The 18,254-nt window shown below is 43.4% G+C and carries 14 protein-coding genes; all 14 read right to left on the bottom strand.

What is annotated here, in order from left to right; translation table 11 throughout:
* On the bottom strand, window positions 1-1,875 hold the full coding sequence (locus FO446_RS14770; RefSeq protein WP_237901024.1) for an ABC transporter ATP-binding protein: 1,875 nt from the start codon (window positions 1,873-1,875) through the stop codon (window positions 1-3).
* Window positions 1,856-5,062: a lantibiotic dehydratase gene (locus tag FO446_RS14765; protein ID WP_237901023.1), complete on the bottom strand. Its 3,207-nt coding sequence runs from the start codon at window positions 5,060-5,062 to the stop codon at window positions 1,856-1,858. Before FO446_RS14765 ends, FO446_RS14770 begins: the two co-directional genes overlap by 20 nt.
* Before the next feature lie 84 nt (window positions 5,063-5,146).
* On the bottom strand, window positions 5,147-5,278 hold the full coding sequence (locus tag FO446_RS14760) for a gallidermin family lantibiotic (protein ID WP_173609174.1): 132 nt from the start codon (window positions 5,276-5,278) through the stop codon (window positions 5,147-5,149).
* Between the two features lie 261 nt (window positions 5,279-5,539).
* Window positions 5,540-6,976: a sensor histidine kinase gene (locus FO446_RS14755; RefSeq protein ID WP_173609175.1), complete on the bottom strand. Its 1,437-nt coding sequence runs from the start codon at window positions 6,974-6,976 to the stop codon at window positions 5,540-5,542.
* Window positions 6,977-7,630, bottom strand: a complete 654-nt coding sequence (locus tag FO446_RS14750) for a response regulator transcription factor (RefSeq protein ID WP_173609176.1) — start codon at window positions 7,628-7,630, stop codon at window positions 6,977-6,979.
* Window positions 7,631-7,717: 87 nt separating this feature from the next.
* The gene (locus tag FO446_RS14745; RefSeq protein ID WP_173609177.1) at window positions 7,718-8,503 is read right to left on the bottom strand and encodes a hypothetical protein; all 786 of its coding nucleotides are present in this window, start codon (window positions 8,501-8,503) and stop codon (window positions 7,718-7,720) included.
* Window positions 8,504-8,808: 305 nt separating this feature from the next.
* Window positions 8,809-10,992: a catalase/peroxidase HPI gene (katG, locus tag FO446_RS14740; RefSeq protein ID WP_173609178.1), complete on the bottom strand. Its 2,184-nt coding sequence runs from the start codon at window positions 10,990-10,992 to the stop codon at window positions 8,809-8,811.
* Between the two features lie 354 nt (window positions 10,993-11,346).
* Window positions 11,347-11,943 (bottom strand): class I SAM-dependent methyltransferase, encoded by a 597-nt coding sequence (locus FO446_RS14735; protein ID WP_173609179.1) that lies wholly within the window; start codon window positions 11,941-11,943, stop codon window positions 11,347-11,349.
* A gap of 288 nt (window positions 11,944-12,231) precedes the next feature.
* Complete coding sequence (gene pepT / locus FO446_RS14730) at window positions 12,232-13,479, bottom strand: peptidase T (RefSeq protein WP_173609180.1); 1,248 nt, start codon at window positions 13,477-13,479, stop codon at window positions 12,232-12,234.
* Window positions 13,480-13,752: 273 nt separating this feature from the next.
* On the bottom strand, window positions 13,753-14,307 hold the full coding sequence (locus tag FO446_RS14725) for a dihydrofolate reductase family protein (RefSeq protein ID WP_173609181.1): 555 nt from the start codon (window positions 14,305-14,307) through the stop codon (window positions 13,753-13,755).
* Between the two features lie 167 nt (window positions 14,308-14,474).
* Entirely contained in the window at window positions 14,475-15,317 is an 843-nt protein-coding gene (gene dapF, locus FO446_RS14720) for a diaminopimelate epimerase (protein ID WP_237901017.1), read from the bottom strand.
* Window positions 15,318-15,348: 31 nt separating this feature from the next.
* Complete coding sequence (locus tag FO446_RS14715) at window positions 15,349-16,332, bottom strand: ABC transporter ATP-binding protein (protein ID WP_237901015.1); 984 nt, start codon at window positions 16,330-16,332, stop codon at window positions 15,349-15,351.
* Window positions 16,329-17,324, bottom strand: a complete 996-nt coding sequence (locus tag FO446_RS14710) for an ABC transporter ATP-binding protein (RefSeq protein WP_237901013.1) — start codon at window positions 17,322-17,324, stop codon at window positions 16,329-16,331. The genes FO446_RS14715 and FO446_RS14710 overlap by 4 nt, the downstream gene beginning before the upstream one ends.
* A 36-nt stretch (window positions 17,325-17,360) precedes the next feature.
* Complete coding sequence (locus FO446_RS14705) at window positions 17,361-18,254, bottom strand: ABC transporter permease (RefSeq protein WP_232772883.1); 894 nt, start codon at window positions 18,252-18,254, stop codon at window positions 17,361-17,363.

Genomic DNA, 18,254 nt, shown 5'->3' with positions numbered 1-18,254 from the left:
TTACATTTGTCCAACCATCTGTCTTGTCGATTCATCCGTTTCTTCCAGATAAAAAGAAGCCTGCATGTGAAAAAGAGATGCATAAACGCCGTTTTCTGCTAGTAGATCCTTATGCGTACCCGCTTCAATGATCTCTCCTTGTTTTAGGACAAGAATCTGGTTGGCATATCGAACAGTTGAGAATCGATGGGAAATAAATAATCCCATTTTATTTTGGGGCATTTCACGGAACCGAGTGAATACTTCTTGCTCTGCTTGAGGGTCTAGTGCTGCTGTCGGCTCGTCAAGAATGTATAAATCCGCATCGCGCATGTAAGCACGAGAGATGGCAATACGCTGCCACTGTCCCCCTGAAATCTGATACCCATCCGCAAACCATTTTCCAAGCTGAGTATGAAACTGCTGCGGAAGACGTTTAATCATTTCATCTGCTCCGGCCTGTTTGCTTGCATCGATTATTGCTGCTTCATCATCAGCTTTTAGATAGTTACCAAAGCCAATGTTTTCATTGACTGCCATCTCATATTTAATAAAATCCTGAAACAAGGCGCTAATTTTTTGGCGCCATTCATTCTCCTCATAGTGGTAAATTGGCTTACCATCATACAAGATTTCGCCTTCTGTCGGTTGATACAATTGCGTAATTAATTTTACGATGGTCGATTTTCCTGAACCGTTCCCTCCTACTAATGCTAGCGTTTCTCCTGGACGAATGACGAAGCTTACATTCCGTAACGCATAGGACTCGACACCTTGATATTTAAACGAGACATTGCGAAACTCTAAACCAGACGCGTTTTTCTCACATGGATCACTTTCTGAAATTGCTAATCTGTTTTCATCTGGCACTGCTAGAAATGTAAATAACTGACTAATGTACAGATTGTTTTGATACATGTTAAAGATCGTTTGCATAAGATCTGTGGAGGTTGTTTGGGTGTAAGATATCGCTTGGATAAACGCTATCAAGCTGCCTACTGCAATCGTACCTAACATCGTTTCCCATACGACATACGACTGCATCGATACTACAGCAAGAAGTGACAGAGCTTGAAACCCAAGCGCCACCTTTGTCCTTTTTATCACCATTGCCTTGTCTTGATTAAAAAATCGCTCGTAATATTTGCGATATCTCTCGACCAGAAATGGGCCAAGTTGAAAGATTTTTAATTCTTTTACTGATGAATCGCTGGTCAATAAATTCATCAGATAATATTGCTTACGACGATCAGAAGCTCGGTTGTGGTCAATCATGAATTCCTCTTGTCCTAATCGAATAAATGAGAAAGTAGAACAAATAGGTAGCAAGAGCAAAAATACTGCTAGCCACCACTTCCAAGCGATCAGCATAGCGGATACAGACAGTAATACAATCACATTACTAATAATACTTATCACCTGTTGAAATAACTGATAGGGGCGAAACGTGGAATCTTGCTTTGCTCGTTGAAGCTGGTCATAGATTCCGGCATCCTCAAAACTTGAATAAGGAAGTCGCGTAGCTTTATTCATGATCAATAGGTTTACATGATTGGATAACAGTTCTTGATACAACGTTTTATAGACCAGGTCAACATGTTTGAGAATATCGCGGATCGCGGCGAGAAACGCGAACAGCCCAAACGCGATAATAAGCGGAACGATCCCGCCACCTGCAGAAATGGCGACTGCCGCATTAATTAATGATTGCGTGGCAATAATCACACCTACAGGAATCAAGCTACTTAGAATCGTCAATATCATAACAATCGCAAAGTAACGAGGATTTGTTTGATACAGTAAACGAAAAACACTCGGCCAATGAGAGAAGGAAACAAATACATTTCGAATCGTTTCTAATCGATTGCTGTTGTGCTTAAACGGAGTCACCAACATTCTCCCTCCAGTGAAGCTGGCTGTGTAAAGTATGGCGTACAAAGGCCATCGCTTTATCTTCCATTTCTCGCCTTACTCCAAATAAGCGATTGCAATGTAAATGGATCAAGCTGCCCATGATCATCGATGGGGAACTCCAAAGAGAATGGTTTTGTTCACCCTCAGCTACAAGCCTTCCAAAATCCTCCATCACATCCGCTCTCAAGGCCATTGCTTCACAAATGGCTTCCCCACTTGGATGACTACGCAATCCTTGCCAATCGTTCCGCGGATCAGCGAGAGAAAGCAATGGTTTGCGCCATTTTCGGAATTCTTCTCTATGGGCATCCTTTTTCACACGCATTTCCATCCATGCCAGTTGCTGTTCGAAACCCAGTCCGAATCTAGTCATTATGTCAATAATACTAATCGTAGCCAAAACATAGTCAGGTAGATTCGTTTGACGGAACCGCAATAATCTCAAAAGATTCGCAGTCGTCTGGCTATCTTTAGCAAATACTCGCTCCGCATCAGCCATGATCGATGGTCCACCGTATCTTTCTACTTCGCGATCATATGTATCAATGACCATTCTTTGAATGAATCCTTCTCGTTGACACTCTTGAATCCAAGGGTAAAGTTCTGGAAAAATCTCCTGCATAAGCTTTTCGGGCTTGCCGTGAAAACGGAGGCGAATATGATGGCCCGGGTCTATGTATCGCATGAAAAACCATTCGTCTGCCGCTCCTTTTTTAACCATGGAATCGGCAAACACACGTATCTGATCAACGATAAATTCATCCTGTCTCTGGTGGCCCCCATACAGTTTTAAAAACAGCCAATCACTTCCAGGAAGTTTTGTGTATTGCTCCTTAGATAGAACATTTTCATTTTGATAGGAGGGGGTATTTTTTTTCTTCTCAATATGTGGTCTTCTCAGTAATGGAACCACACATTCCATCGAAAAATGCCCCTCTGGTCCAGTGACCCAATACTCTTCTGTACCCCCGATTTTTTCACGGAGTTGAATGCTGCTTGTCTTGAACAATTCTGTACGCAACTCTTCTATATGATAAGGATTATCCAAATCTAACAAAATACGGTTGTCACCGAATGCCATGTACGCATATCGTGGTAGATCCCACGCGATTCTCCATGTAGCAAAAGCTTCATTCCAGATTTTGTCTTCTTTCGGATCTCCCTTCAGCCCAAGAGAATCTGGTGTCACCTTCCAAATAGCAGGTGATAAGATGGTTTTTCCATATCGAACACGTGGAAGATACGGCGAGGCATCCATATTCCCCCAAGAGAATGGACTCCAAAGACGTACATTTTCCATAGAAACTTCACGCAAGAAACGATAAATATTTGGAGCATTCTTGAAATTAAGCATATTATCCGATGAAAAAATTAGTTTCTTTCCATGTGTACGGGATCTCAGATAGAAATGCTCTATAGTGGCACCTACCACAATATCCTCAAGTTGAAGGGAATGTAGAGTCTTCTCTGAGCAATTCGTACCAATGGCCAGTTCATATTTGCTAACGGATGGGTGGAGTACGATATTGGCATGACGACCAACGGCTGAAAGATAATTGGCATCAACAAAGATCACATCTTCATGTTGTTCCTGTATTTGATTATGGACCTGTTCATGTTTCTCTATCGCTTCTGGTCCGAGTATATCGAAGAATCTCCCAAACGATTGACCCACCTTAGCTGAACCAGGCATGGGTGCTACCTCTAGTAGATAGTCTCCTTGATCGATTGCATCCTGTGAGGGTCCGATTACCTCCACGTACATTTCCAAGGAATCCGGTGCGTATTTCGTATCTACTGGCTCTGTATCTAGCTGGTCGAGAAGATCATTAGTAATTTCTATTTCTCTTGTTTTTGTTGCAATCGCATGAACTACTTTTCTCATCAAACTAGCTTCACGCTTCTCAGAATACTTCAGAGGCGACACTGGCTCTCTTCGACTGCTTTGTGGAAACATATATCCTGCTGGAGCCCCTAAACCAACCTCATCACTAAGAAGCTCCAAAACGGGGACTTCTCTTGACGTTCCGTATTTCTCCAAAAAGTCCTTATGGTAACTTCTTAGATGGGCTGCTCCTCGCTGTGGTAAGGATAGTCGCCACAGACATTCCACCGCTTTTGCTACTTCTTCACCTATACCCTTGTGTAAAGATACGCTGTGATTACCTACATGGAGGTCTACTTGTACGGGCATAATGCTTGCTTCAAGAACCTTCATCCGCGTAATTAATTCTTGAAAGCCTTGTATCCCTGTTCCAATCGGAAGTCCATCGTACTGTTTCATTCTTGCTTGAATCGCAGCTAATTCTGAATATATATCCTGTACACCATCAAGTAATGCAAGGCGCTCCATCACATAAGCAAATGGAGTTGCTACCGTGAGTGGTGGACGTAATTCGCTAATCAAAAATTCTTGAGAAAATAATTGCCATAGTAGTCCGGTTACTTTCTGTTCCCCCGCCTCAGGGTACTTTTCCATCAACCTTGCAATTAATTGTTCAAATAGGATCGGCTTTTTTGCCAGATCAAACACGGTGTGCACCACTTCTGTAGCACGGATAGAAATCCTCTCTTTTTGTTTACCATCTAACCATTTCATTTGCCCGTATTCAGTGGCAAACGTAAGTTCCATTCGCCCGCCGACCTGTACGGAAGCGTGATTTCGTTGTACTTTTAACTGTTTAACTACATCTAGTCGTTGCTCTATTCTCTGAATGATTGCAAGCAACCATTCCATGTCTGGACGTGTACGTTTTTGGTGAAGGTGTGAGTCTTTCAAAGAGACGTTTGTCTTGTCAGTGAATGAGCCCAGAGCAACACCAGCGAATAAGCCATATGGAGTGGCACGGGTACTCATCCTTAACAAAAAACGAACAAAACTAGATAGTGCCTGCTTGGTCTTTCGAGAAGTAGGATCGCCTTCTAGATTCGGCAATGCTTCGTAAAGCGATGGACTAGAGATGAGAATAGCTTCTCGTACCTTTTCGTCCTTCGCATATTCCTTTATAGCAGCTAGATAATCACTGGTTTTATTTGATTCATAGAAGGTTTCTATTGGATACAGTGGTACCCGTAGCATAAAAAAGTCAGCTGAGGCATATAGGTTACCCTCCTTCTTGTTCTCAGGGTAGCGAGTAGTCAGCTCCCTCTCTAACATCTGCTTGGCCATTCATACCCCTCTTTCCTATGCATGAAGTGAGACTATAAAGGAAGAACATCGCTTATCGCGATGCTCCTCCAGCGTCAAACTAAATTAGCAGCAGTTGCTTTGGCACCAAGTAACTGAGCAGAATGTAGTGCAGATGATGTCGCTCACTACTGAATCCGATTGTACTTGATTTACCTCTTTTACTTGAACATCCAAATCAAACAGATCGTTTTGCATTTTTTGTTCCTCCTCAAATTTTAATATTCGTACCCAGAACTTCACGCGCGTTTGTAAGTGCTTGGTTACGCTTACAATAATAAAATAGTAATTATTACCAGTAAAGGGTATTTTTTAAAAATTCATAGAGTTTTTTTATTTTTTTACTCTTAACGTTTTTTAAACAGAAAAAACCATGTCTCATTGAAAAAAATCCAATGAACATGGCTTGTCTCTCGTCACAAAGAAATCGTCTCAAGAATTTCCTCTTGCTCCCGGTTGTTAACAATGAAAAACCAATTGGATAATAGTACCTTCACCGAGCTTACTTTCTATTCTTATTTCAGCGTCATGAATGTTAGCTATCTCCTTACATAAAGAAAGCCCGAGCCCGAGGCCTCCTCCATTCGCTCTCGATCTCGATTTGTCGGACATAAAGAATGGCTCAAAGACTTTGTTTATGTCGTCATCAGGAATACCAATCCCTGTATCTTTCACTTCAAGAATAATTCTTGACTCCGTATCTCTGTATGAGCGTAGCAGTATTTTATCGTTGTTCTTCGATGCTTTAATGGCATTGTCTATCAGGTTTGCAAGTAAAATTTTCATCAAATCCTTATCCATGAAAACACTCAGATTCTCCGTTGATATTTCAAGTTCTATATTCTTTATGTTCAGCTTTGGTATAAAGGAATGTTTGATTTCCACAAAAAGCTCGTCAAGATTTCCCTTTTTTAACTCATAGTCTTCTTTTCGCAAAACAATGAGCTCCATAAGCTTAAATGTCAATTTCTCCAGCCGCTTTCCTTCTTCATAGATAAAGCTTAATGAGTTGATATAAGTCTCTTCATCATATTTATTTGTCCGTAAATAATCCGCATAGCCTATGATCGAAGTTAAAGGAGTCCGAAGTTCATGTACCAGGTTATCGATAAACCTTTGCTTGTCTTCTGAAGATCTTTTAAGCTGGTTTACTTTATCTTCTACATCAACGGCCATCATATTGAAATTTTCCGCTAACAATCCGATTTCATCCTTCGATTTGACCATGACTCTTTCGCTGAAATTCCCGCCTGCAATTATTCTTGTTGACTGGATTAGTTTATTAATCGGTTTTACGATATACATGCTCATGATGATGGTAACGATGACCAAAATTGCTGAAATAAGAGCATTTAACTTGATTAAAAGGCTTAATAGGTCTTGTCTATTTTCATAAACACTCGAAATATCTTTCACGTAAGAAAGCTTATAGTGATTATTTTCCAAATACATATTCTTCGCTATAAATAAGTACGTCTTTTCCCCTAGATCCCGTATGATGTAATTTACTTTATCGGATGGGATGTTTAATTCTTCTCGATTCGTAAGAGTTATCTTGTTATTTTTAAAATGGCTAAAAACGACTTCGTTTTTTTCATCTATTACATCCAAATACACATCCTGTTCTCCGAGGTTGTCCAAGTACGTACGAATCATGGAATCTATGTTTGCTTTGCCAACTCCTTCTGCATCTGGGGTTGAAGACTTTTGAACTTTAAGTAGATATAGATTTGATTCTAAAGAGTTAGCAAATCGATCTTGTTCACTTATCCCGGAGCGGATCTCCATATTGAGATTGAGTTCAAAGCTGCTATTAATAAGGTAAATGGATGCTGGTACAAAAAAGATTTCGAATATGATTAATGTACATAAAAATATCCGCTGCCAAAATTTCATTTATTCCTCCAGCCTATATCCCAATTTAAATACTGTTTTAATTTCCTCTTTCCATCCCAGCTTTCTTCTTAGCTTTTGTATATGGTTGTCAATCGTCCGAGTCTCGCCAACGTAGTCATATCCCCAAATTTTTTCTATGATTTTTTCCCTCGTTAACACGATGTTTTTATTTTGCACTAAAAACACCAATAATTCGAACTCCTTCAAGGTAAGCTCTATCAATTCACCGTTCTTTTTCACCTTCATTTCTTCCAAGTATACTTCTGTGTCTTTAAAATTTATGATGTTGCTTTTTTTATTGTAATGCCTTAATACATTTTCAATCCTGGCGAGTAATTCAATTCCTTCAAAGGGTTTCGTAATATAGTCATCGACTCCTGCTTTTAATCCATACACCTTATCTGTGACAGAACTTTTCGCAGTTAAAAAAATGACAGGTATCCCTAAAGGTTTAATTTTTTCAAATAAAGTAAATCCATCAACTTTCGGAAGCATGACATCCAAAAGTATGAGATCAAAACGATCTCTTTCAATCACATTTAGGGCTTCCTCTCCATCAAAAACGATGGAACTCTCATAATTTGCCGTATTTAAATTCAATTTTATTAAATTTGCTACGGCGATATCATCTTCAACCACTAAAATTTTTATCATACAGTTTTTACCTCGTTCCTTTTGTAACGGTTAGATGGAGTAAGTACCATTTCGGGCACTTACTCCATCTAATCAATCCGCCAATTTTTAATTCACTTTCAGTCCTCTGAAATTCTCACTGTGGTCTTTTTCTTCGGAAGGTAGAGGGAGTAGTCTGTCATAATTAATCTCATAACTAGATACGGAATAATTCTTCAGACTAATTGTCATCTCTACATCTCTTCCATCTTCCAGGTTACAAAGAACACGTACGGTTCCGGAGCTAGCGGTCTTACTAACCTTCATCGTATTTTCCTTAACGTTTTTCTGTTGTTTACCAAAAAAGCTGATAACCGCAGTTTTAACTTTCGCATCATCGATTGTTGTCTCTGAGCTTCGATCTTCATTAGTGAAAGCAGTTAAAGAAACAATTTCACCTGTTTTTTCATTTATGACAATGCGATTAGAAGATGGCATTGGCTGGTTTAAGTCTTCAGCACGAGCAAACTGTACTACGATAACATCTGCCGTTTCTTTTTTGGCGTTTTCTTTTAATACAGCTGCATCTTCTTTTGAATATAAATCCATAAAGAACTTAAAGTCTTCTTGGTTGTTCGTTCGATTTACATGCGCCTCACCAAAAGATTTCGCGTCAAGCTCCATGTAGTCTTTTAGAGCTTTCGTTGCCATTTTTACCGCTTCTTCATCACTAATCTTTCCGTTTGTTACTTTAGCTACAGTGGATTGATTTGTGTCATTTCCTGATTTGCTTACCAAAGTTACGACTTTGTTTTTCGTAGATTGAATCGCGTTATCGCTTGCAAATACCGCTGCTGTAGCACCGCCTACAATTGTTAGTGCCATTGAAAAAACGAGAATATTTTTTTTGTTCATGGTAATGCCTCCTGAAATGTTTTATTTTTGGTTTGGGCACGAAACCCTTGTTACAGGTAATAGAATATAGCGTTCATATGTTAAAAGTATCTTTCAGTTGTCTCCAAGTTGTAAATTCTATAAAAACCATTTCGTTCGTTGTTACAGGGAAGATTGAAAACCACCTGGAGGCTTGCTTCAGATGGTTTCCAAGAGGGGGGTATTGCATTCCTACCATTCAATTACTAATACTACTATAGAAAGAAAAGCAAAGAACAGTATCCAACAACAAATACTGTTCTTTGCTTTATATTTTCAGATTATGCTTATTTAAGATCGAAACGATCTGCATTCATTACCTTCACCCATGCAGCAATGAAGTCTCGGACAAACTTTTCTTTGTTATCGTCTTGGGCATAGACTTCTGCAATGGCACGCAGAACAGAGTTTGAACCGAACACGAGGTCAACAGCAGTCGCTGTACGCAAGAGTTCACCGGTTTTGCGATCACGTCCTTCAAATACGCCACCGTCTACTGGCTTCCACTGTACGCCCATATCTAGCAAGTTAACAAAGAAGTCGTTCGTGAGTGTACCTACCCGATCCGTAAATACACCGTGTTGTGTGCCCCCGTGGTTTGTACCAATAACACGCATACCGCCAACAAGTGCCGTCATTTCAGGAGCAGTCAGGTTTAGTAGCTGTGCCTTGTCTATCAGGAGTTCCGCAGGACTGACACGATATTGCTTCTTCTGGTAGTTCCTGAAACCATCAGCAATTGGCTCGAGCACAGCAAAGCTTTCTTCATCTGTCTGCTCTTGGGTAGCATCGCCACGTCCTGGGGCAAAAGGAACCGTTACATCAAAGCCAGCATCCTGTGCAGCTTTTTCTACTGCGGCGCTACCGCCCAGTACGATCAAATCGGCCATACTGACTTTTTTACCAAAGTCCTCTTGAATGACTCCCAGGATCGTAAGCACCTTTTCAAGTTTTTTCGGCTCATTGACTTCCCACTCCTTCTGGGGAGCAAGACGGATGCGCGCTCCATTCGCGCCGCCACGCATATCCGAGCCACGGAAGGTACATGCGGAAGCCCAAGCCGTTGTTACCAGCTCGCTGACGGTAAGGCCAGAGTCTAAAATCCGTGTTTTCAGTTCTGCTACATCGGCATCTGTTAATTCATATTCAGCAGCGGGTATAGGATCTTGCCAGATAAAATCTTCTTCTGGAACTTCTGGACCTAAATATCTTGAGCGAGGTCCCATGTCGCGGTGTGTGAGTTTGAACCATGCAGTTGCAAATGCATCTGCAAACTCTTCTGGATTCTCATAGTAACGACGTGAAATCTTTTCGTATACTGGGTCCATACGCAAGGCCATATCCGCAGTGGTCATCATCGTTGGAACACGAACGGACGCATCTTCTGCATCCGGTGCAAGATGCTCATCAGCAGGATTTACAGCAACCCATTGGTGTGCACCTGCTGGGCTCTTGGTCAGCTCCCATTCATATCCGAACAAGAGTTCAAAGAATCCATTATCCCATTGTGTCGGATTCGCAGTCCATGCACCTTCAATACCGCTGCTGATGGCGTCGCGACCTTTACCGGAACCGTGTGTGCTCTGCCATCCTAAGCCCATTGCTTCCAAAGGAGCAGCTTCCGGCTCTGGGCCTACAAGAGCAGCATCTCCTGCGCCGTGAGCCTTCCCAAATGTATGACCGCCTGCTACAAGTGCAACGGTTTCTTCATCGTTCATTCCCATGCGTTTGAAGGTTTCGCGAATGTCACGAGCACTAGCAAGCGGATCTGGATTCCCGTTCGGACCTTCGGGGTTCACATAAATCAGACCCATTTGAACAGCAGCGAGCGGATTCTCGAGATCACGATCGCCGGTGTAACGCTTATCACCTAGCCATTCCTTTTCAGCACCCCAGTAAATATCTTCTTCTGGATGCCAAACATCCGCGCGTCCGCCTCCAAAACCGATTGTCTTCCCGCCCATGGATTCAATAGCAGCATTACCTGCTAGAATATACAAGTCTGCCCAAGAGATCTTGTTGCCATATTTTTGCTTGATCGGCCATAGAAGTCGACGAGCTTTGTCAAGGTTGGCATTGTCTGGCCAGCTGTTAAGGGGAGCGAAACGCTGTGTGCCGGTTCCAGCACCGCCACGGCCGTCTCCTGTACGATATGTACCAGCGGAGTGCCAAGCCATACGGATAAATAATGGCCCATAATGTCCGTAGTCGGCAGGCCACCAATCTTGGCTGTTTGTCATTAGATCATAAAGATCCTGCTTGAGGGCCTGGTAGTCCAACTTTTTGAACTCTTCTGCATAATTGAAGTCTTCGCTCATCGGGTTAGATTTTCTGTCATGCTGATGCAGGATGTTCAAGTTCAACTGGTTGGGCCACCAGTGTTTGTTCGATGTAGCACTAGGGTTGTGATTCGTAGTGCTACCGTGCGAAAACGGGCACTTTCCAGTGTTAGCAGTTGCCATAGAGTCCATTTGTCCCTCTCCCGTCATTTAAATTAAGTATTAAATAATAATACTTCTAATTAATTTATATAGCAGTTAACAGGGGAAATCAACATCTTTTTGCTTTTTTCATCGTAAGGATTTATGGACAGTTGCGATTGGCATCTCATGAATACGATAAAATATATGAACTCTTTCATTTTCGATATTATGCTGATTCTAACGTATGCATGGACCTTGTAGATTATGATCTTGTCACCAGCTCGTTAGCCTCTTTTCCATGTGATTATGGTTTGTTATCAGAAAAAGCCCACTTTTCTCCCTTACGGAATGAGTGGGCTTTTAGTGCGAAAACGGTTCAACTTCGCTTACGATGATTCTCTATCATTTTCTTAATACAAGCTGAATGACATGGGCTAATCCAGTGTGTGCCTTTCCTGCGATACGCTCTTGTTCGCCATAGAAGAAATGGAGCACCTCATGCCCTTCGCACCAAGCAAGAATATCTTTTGGTTCATATAGCATTTCACGTTCTGAAGGGCCGCCTGTACCATACTTTACTTGTTCCTCGGAAAATACCTCAAGCATGAGAATTCCTTTAGGCCTTAACGCCTTTTTCATTTTATTAAGAACCGTGGTTTGAGCGTCTTTTTTGAAATGTCCATATACCATAATGGCAGCGTCATATTCCTCTCGCGGGACATCTTCCTCCAACAGGTCAATTTTTTGGGTATGCACGTGAACGCCATGCTTGTGAGCCAGTTTTCTTGTTTTTTGCAATCCGCTTTCCGAATAGTCAATGGCTGTCACTTCAAGATTTTTTTTTGCTAAAAAAACTGCATTCCGGCCTTCACCCTCTGCAAACGCAATAACTTTTTGAGATTGTTCTAAGCGGAAAGCTTGTTGTTGAATAAATATGTTTGGTTCTTCCCCGTAGTAATATTCGTCTGTCTTATAACGCTCATTCCAAATATTCCCCATACTTACCGGCCTCCCTTTATGTCTTTAATGAGTGTAAAAAAGCAACGTAGCTACAAAACACGCTCTGGTTACTTACAATGACTATTGTGGAGTTATCATATCTATAATATCTCTGCAGGCAGAGCGGACTTACCAGCGATATGGTAAAGGGCGAATCGTCTCTACTAGACATCCGCCCATTTCTCGCTTTGCTTCAATTTGATGAGAGCTAATGTAACAGCTGAATGCATAACAGTCAGATAAAGACCCTTTATTTGGTCATGAAATCCAACGATGGGGTAACCGTCTTCAGGCATGGGTCTTAAGAACTCTTTGCTCATGCAGCTTCACGATTTCGATGATGGTGTTCACAGCGTGCATCATGTTGTCAACGGAAACATATTCGAACCGCCCGTGGTAGTTTTCCCCGCCTGTGAAAATATTCGGTGTTGGCAACCCCATGTAAGATAGCTGGGAGCCATCCGTACCACCGCGAATCGGCTGGATACTCGGCACAATTCCGAGGTTTTCTAGTGCTTGCGTGGCAATGTCCACTACTTCCATTACAGGCTCAATCTTTTCCCGCATGTTGAAGTATTCATCTTTGATTTCGAGTTCAATTCGATTTTCTCCGTATTTTTTCTGTAATTCTTCTACGATACGAGCCAGTTCGGACTTCCTCTCCTGAAACCGATTGCGATCGTGGTCCCGGATTAAATAGCGAAGCTGCGTTTGCTCGACGTCACCTTGAATGGAAGACAGATGATAGAAGCCTTCGTAGCCCTCCGTCTCCTCAGGAGCTTCGTCAGTCGGCAGCTTTCCATGCAGCTCCATGGCTATTTTAGCGGCGTTAACCATTTTCCCTTTGGCCGAGCCGGGGTGAACGTTCTTCCCTTTACAAATAATGGTCGCTGATGCCGCATTAAAACTCTCGTATTCGATTCCGCCAAGAGGGCCGCCATCCATCGTATAGGCATATACTGCGTCGAAGGCGGAAACATCAAATTTATCTGGGCCTCTTCCGATTTCTTCATCCGGGGTAAAGGCCACTCTTACTTTCCCGTGTTTCAGTTCTGGATGGCGAATCAGATAAGCCATGGCGGTCATGATTTCGGCAATACCGGCTTTATCATCAGCGCCAAGCAATGTGGTGCCGTCTGTCGTGATTAAGGTGTGGCCTTTGTAACCAGCCAGCTCTGGAAACTCGCGCGGCGAAAGGACAATATTCAGTGCTTCATTCAAGACAATGTCTTGGCCGTTGTAATTTTCAATGACTTGCGGCTTCACGTCAGCGCCGGTAAAATCGGTGGCCGTATCCATATGAGCAAGAAAACCGATTGTGGGTATTTTTTTATCTGTATTGGACGGTAGGGTTGCCATTACATAACCGTTCGAATCCATCGTAACTTCCTGCATACCTATGGCTTGTAGTTCGTCAACAAGCATTTGGGCCAGCACGAGCTGCCCTGGTGTTGAGGGGCACGTTTCGCTGTTCTCATCGGATTGTGTATCAACTTGTGCGTAAGAGATGAATCTATTCATGATCTCCGTTTTCATGGTCTTATCTCAGCTCCAGTACAATTAGTCAAACCTATTTTAGAATGAAGCAATCTCGTGACAAATTCTACCACGATCCCCATCGATTCTTCAATCAATAGCCTGATGCTTTCAAATGCCCTTCCATTACGTTTCTAGACAGTTAACTAAATGCTCCCAGCCTCATCGAAATTCGTTTTGGCACTAACTCTGAAAAATAAACCAACGGCGAACCAAGACCTGAAAATATAGTCTTAGACTCACCGCTGGTTTGATTGAAATTTCTATCCAGTATTACTTCCCATTCCAATGATAAATGAGTTGCACAACGCCAGAGGAGAACGTTCGTGTTTTCACCAACGTTAGATTCAACCTCTGTTTTATATCCATAAACAACGGTTTTCCTTCACCTAAAATAACAGGGTGAACAGATAAACGAAATTCATCTACAAGTTCTAAATTGATAAAAGTTGTCATAAGACTAGCTCCACCATATAGCCAGATATCTTTCCCAGGCTTATTCTTTAGTAGGTTTACTTCTTCAAGAATATTATCATTGATGAATATTGCTTTATTATCCGTCCCTTTTTGTGTCTTGGAAAACACATATTTTTCTTTACTATGAACCAATGACCAAATCTCTTTTTCAGTATCTGTATGTTCATTTTCCGGCGTAAATTGCCCCCATAAATCATAACTTTTTCTTCCGTATAGAATCGTGTCTATTTCATGTAAGAAATCCACAAACCCCATCTCAAAGTCCATTATGCACCAATCAACTTCTCCATTTTTCCCTTCAATAAACCCATCTAAAGTAACAGCTAAATCTACTATGATTCTTCGTTTCATGAGTGGTTACTCCTTTCGTTGATCTACCACCCATTTTAGACCATTAAACATGTCACCTTGTGTCTTATTCGTCATACAAAAAAGCTCACTTCATTGGCGATAGATGGACCATGCATGTGGGGAAAACGCGGTTGCCCCGGTTATACATTCTCCCTTACCACGCGTTCTCATGTCCATGCATCGGGCAATAAATGTCCTTCTGCTACCAGCTTTGAGTTGCCTTCCAAGTAAACGGATTCGGCAGCATAATCTGTGAGATGGTAAGAAATTTTAAGTGGTCCCCCTCGAGTAAGCAGGTTTACAGAGGTGTCTACATGTCCTAAAACACCTGCAATGATTGCTGCAGCAGTCGATCCGGAACCGCACGCGTAGGTCTCTGCCTCTACTCCGCGCTCATAGGTTCTGATGCGAAGCGTTTGCCTATCAATCGGTTCCACAAAATTTACATTCGTACCATTGGGAAACTGCTTCTCATCATTTCTGACCATTCGGCCCCATTCTCTGAGCTGGTCGTCCGTTATCGCGAAAACATTTTCGACAAACCAGACCGTATGGGGAACGCCGACAACACCGTAGTGGTAGACGCTATTCGGTCCGTCCCACTCATATGGTTGATTCAGCTTCAGCGCTTGCAATTGAACGTCGGGGAACTTGACCTTCACGCCGTTTTGATTGAGCTCTGCCTGATAGATGCCGGCCATCGTTTCGAAACTCATCTTCGTCTTGGCTGCTCCGATTTGGTAAGCAAAGCGCGACATGCACCTTGCACCGTTGCCGCACATTTCTCCTTCACTGCCATCTGCGTTAAAATACCTCATCTTAAAATCGGCGATGTTGGAGTTCTCCAGCAGCATGAACCCATCCGCACCGATTGAAGTGCCTCGCCTGCATACATGTTGGACAAAGGCTGAAAGCGCAACCTCGTTCAACAGGCCATCGCGATTGTCTACTATAATAAAGTCGTTGCCACAGCCATTCATTTTTGTAAACGGGATCCCAAGATCAAACATTTCGCTCCTCCTTTTATCTGATTTACCTTGCTTAAGAAGGATCGATTGCGCGAAATGATTGATAGAGATGACAAGCGACCGATTGCCCTTCTATTTCACTGAGCTTTGGCAACTCGACTTTGCAAATTTCCATGCTGGAACGGCAGCGCGGATGGAATTTGCATCCCTTCGGAGGATTAGTCGGAGACGGGAGATCCCCCGATAACACAATTTGCTCTCGTATATCATCAGGATCGGTAATGGGTTTGGCTGAAAGCAACGCTTGTGTATAGGGATGCAGCGGTCGTCCAAATAGCTTCTCTTTCTCAGCATACTCGATGATTTCACCTAAATACATGACCGCCACTTTATCGGCAATGTGCTCAACTACGCTCAAATCATGAGAAATGAAGACATAGGTCAAGGAAAATTGTTCTTGCAAATCCTGCAGCAAATTAAGGATTTGCGATTGAATCGACACATCTAGTGCGGAAACAGGCTCATCTGCGATAATCAGCTTTGGCCGAAGAATCAGGGCGCGGGCGATGCCAATTCGTTGTCTTTGCCCTCCGGAAAATTCGTGAGGATAACGAGATAGATGCTGCTTGCTCATGCCGACAATCTCAATCGTTTCTTCCAGTAGCGCTTGTCGATGCTGTCGGGGAATACCATGCGAAATCAGTGGTTCCGTCAAGATGTGCCCGATCGTTAGTTTCGGGTTCAATGTTTCAAATGGATTTTGAAAAACCATTTGCATATTTCGCCTAACGGCACGCATTTCATTTTTGTTCATTTTTCCTATTTCGTTCCCTTGGAAACGAATTTCGCCTTGGACGGGCTCCAGCAAACGCAGAATACATTTTCCCAATGTAGACTTTCCGCATCCTGACTCCCCGACAATCCCTAGCGTTTCTCCTTCATAGACGCTCACATCAATCCCGTTTAGAGCATGAACATATTGCGGTTGTTGAAGCCACCCTTTTTTCATGCGAAACAGCTTGCGCAGCCCTTTCACTTCCAGGAGTGGAGTCATCATCCACCTACCACCGAGCTTTCCTGTTCATGACCTTTGTCTTGGGAAAATAACCAGCATCGACAAGAAGAATGCTGATCTACTGGATGGAGAACAGGATTCCGCTCCCAACATATCGCCATCACTTTATCGCATCGCGGGGCAAACCGGCACCCATTGGGTTTGTTTTCCGGTGTCGGCACACTGCCTTTTATGCTGTAAAGCCTCTTTGCGCGTTGCCTTGGTGTCGATTGGAGCAAACCCGCGGTGTACGGGTGCTTCGGATCGCGCAGCAACGACCTTACGTCCGCTATCTCAATCGCTTGTCCCGCATACATCACCATAACGCGGTCGCACACTTCAGCGATCACCCCTAAATCATGCGTTATCATGATCACTGACATGCCGATATCCCTTCTGATTTTTTTGATCAGATTCAAGATTTGCGCTTGAATGGTCACATCCAATGCGGTCGTCGGTTCATCAGCGATCAGTAATGACGGATTACAAGCGATCGCCATGGCAATCATCACCCGTTGCCTCATTCCTCCTGACAAACGGTGCGGGTAATCCCTGTAAATCTCTTCCACTCGGGAGATGCCCACCACCGTAAGCAAATCCAGTACCCGTTGCTTTACCGCCGCTTTGCTTTCCCCCTCATGCGCGTGCAGTACCTCACTGATTTGTCGGCCGATCGTCAACACCGGATTTAACGAATGCATCGGTTCCTGAAAAATCATCGCCATTTCCTTGCCTCTGAGACTGCGCATCTCGGCTTCACTCAGCGCAAGCACTTCTTTCCCGTTGAATCGAATGCTTCCACTCAAAGTGGCATTATTGTCCAACAGTCGCATGAGCGAGAGCGAAGTAACGCTCTTGCCGCACCCCGACTCTCCGACAATTCCCAGCGTCTCCCCTTTTTTCACATGTAAATCAAGCTGATCAACCACCGTAATCGTGCCCGACTCTTTCGAGAACCGGGTTGTCAGCCCTGTCACTTCCAATACATTGTCCATCAATGGAATCCCCTCTCCCATCCTCTTATTGCCCTTTTACTTTTGCGTACGAGGATCAAAAATATCACGCAAGGCATCTCCCAGCCGGTTTACAGCCAACACGACAATGGTGATGGCCAATCCCGGGTATGTCGCAAGCCACCAGGCATCGGACAAATAATCTTTTCCTTCATTCAGCATGGTCCCCCATTCGGGCGTCGGCGGCTGTGCGCCCAAGCCGATAAAGCCCAATGCAGCCGTATCGAGAATCGCTCCCCCGACGAACAGTGTCATGTAAACGAACAATACATTCGTAATATTGGGGATCACCTGAAAAAGAATGATCCACCAGCTCGGCGTGCCGATCGATCTGCTGGCTTCCACATATCCAGACGACATGATGACGAGCGTCGCTGCCCTGATCAGACGTGCAAAGCTGGGAATGGAAGAAATGCCGATTGCGATCATCGCATTGGTTTGACTCGGTCCAAGCGCCGCGACAATGGCCAAGGCCAAAATGATCCCCGGCAAGGCGAGCAAAATATCCATAATCCGCATGAGCAGGTGATCAATGAATCCTCCCACATACGCACTGATGACACCAATCATCGTTCCTGCCACTACTGTGATGCCGACCGCCATGACAGCAACCACAAGCGTAACGCGCGTTCCGTATAAAATACGGGAAAGTAAATCGCGGCCGATCGCATCCGTTCCGAGAACATGCTTGGCAGACGGTCCTTGCAAAAAGGCATCGTAGTTACTTTCAGTAGGGTCATAAGGAGCGATCCAAGGCCCGACGATTCCAATCGCAGATATAAGTAAAAGCACCACCAAGCTTAGTTTTGCTGCTCGCTGTTTCTTGATTTCCCCCCAAAATGCAAGCGTGGGAAACATCGGGGATTTGGCATGCGTCGCCCCATGTGCGGCGGTTTTGCTCACATCATTCAA

The organism is Brevibacillus brevis (genome assembly GCF_022026395.1).
Taxonomy (GTDB): Bacteria; Bacillota; Bacilli; order Brevibacillales; family Brevibacillaceae; genus Brevibacillus.
The sequence above is the reverse complement of the archived record's forward strand: the minus strand, read 5'-3'. Positions and strand labels throughout refer to the sequence as shown.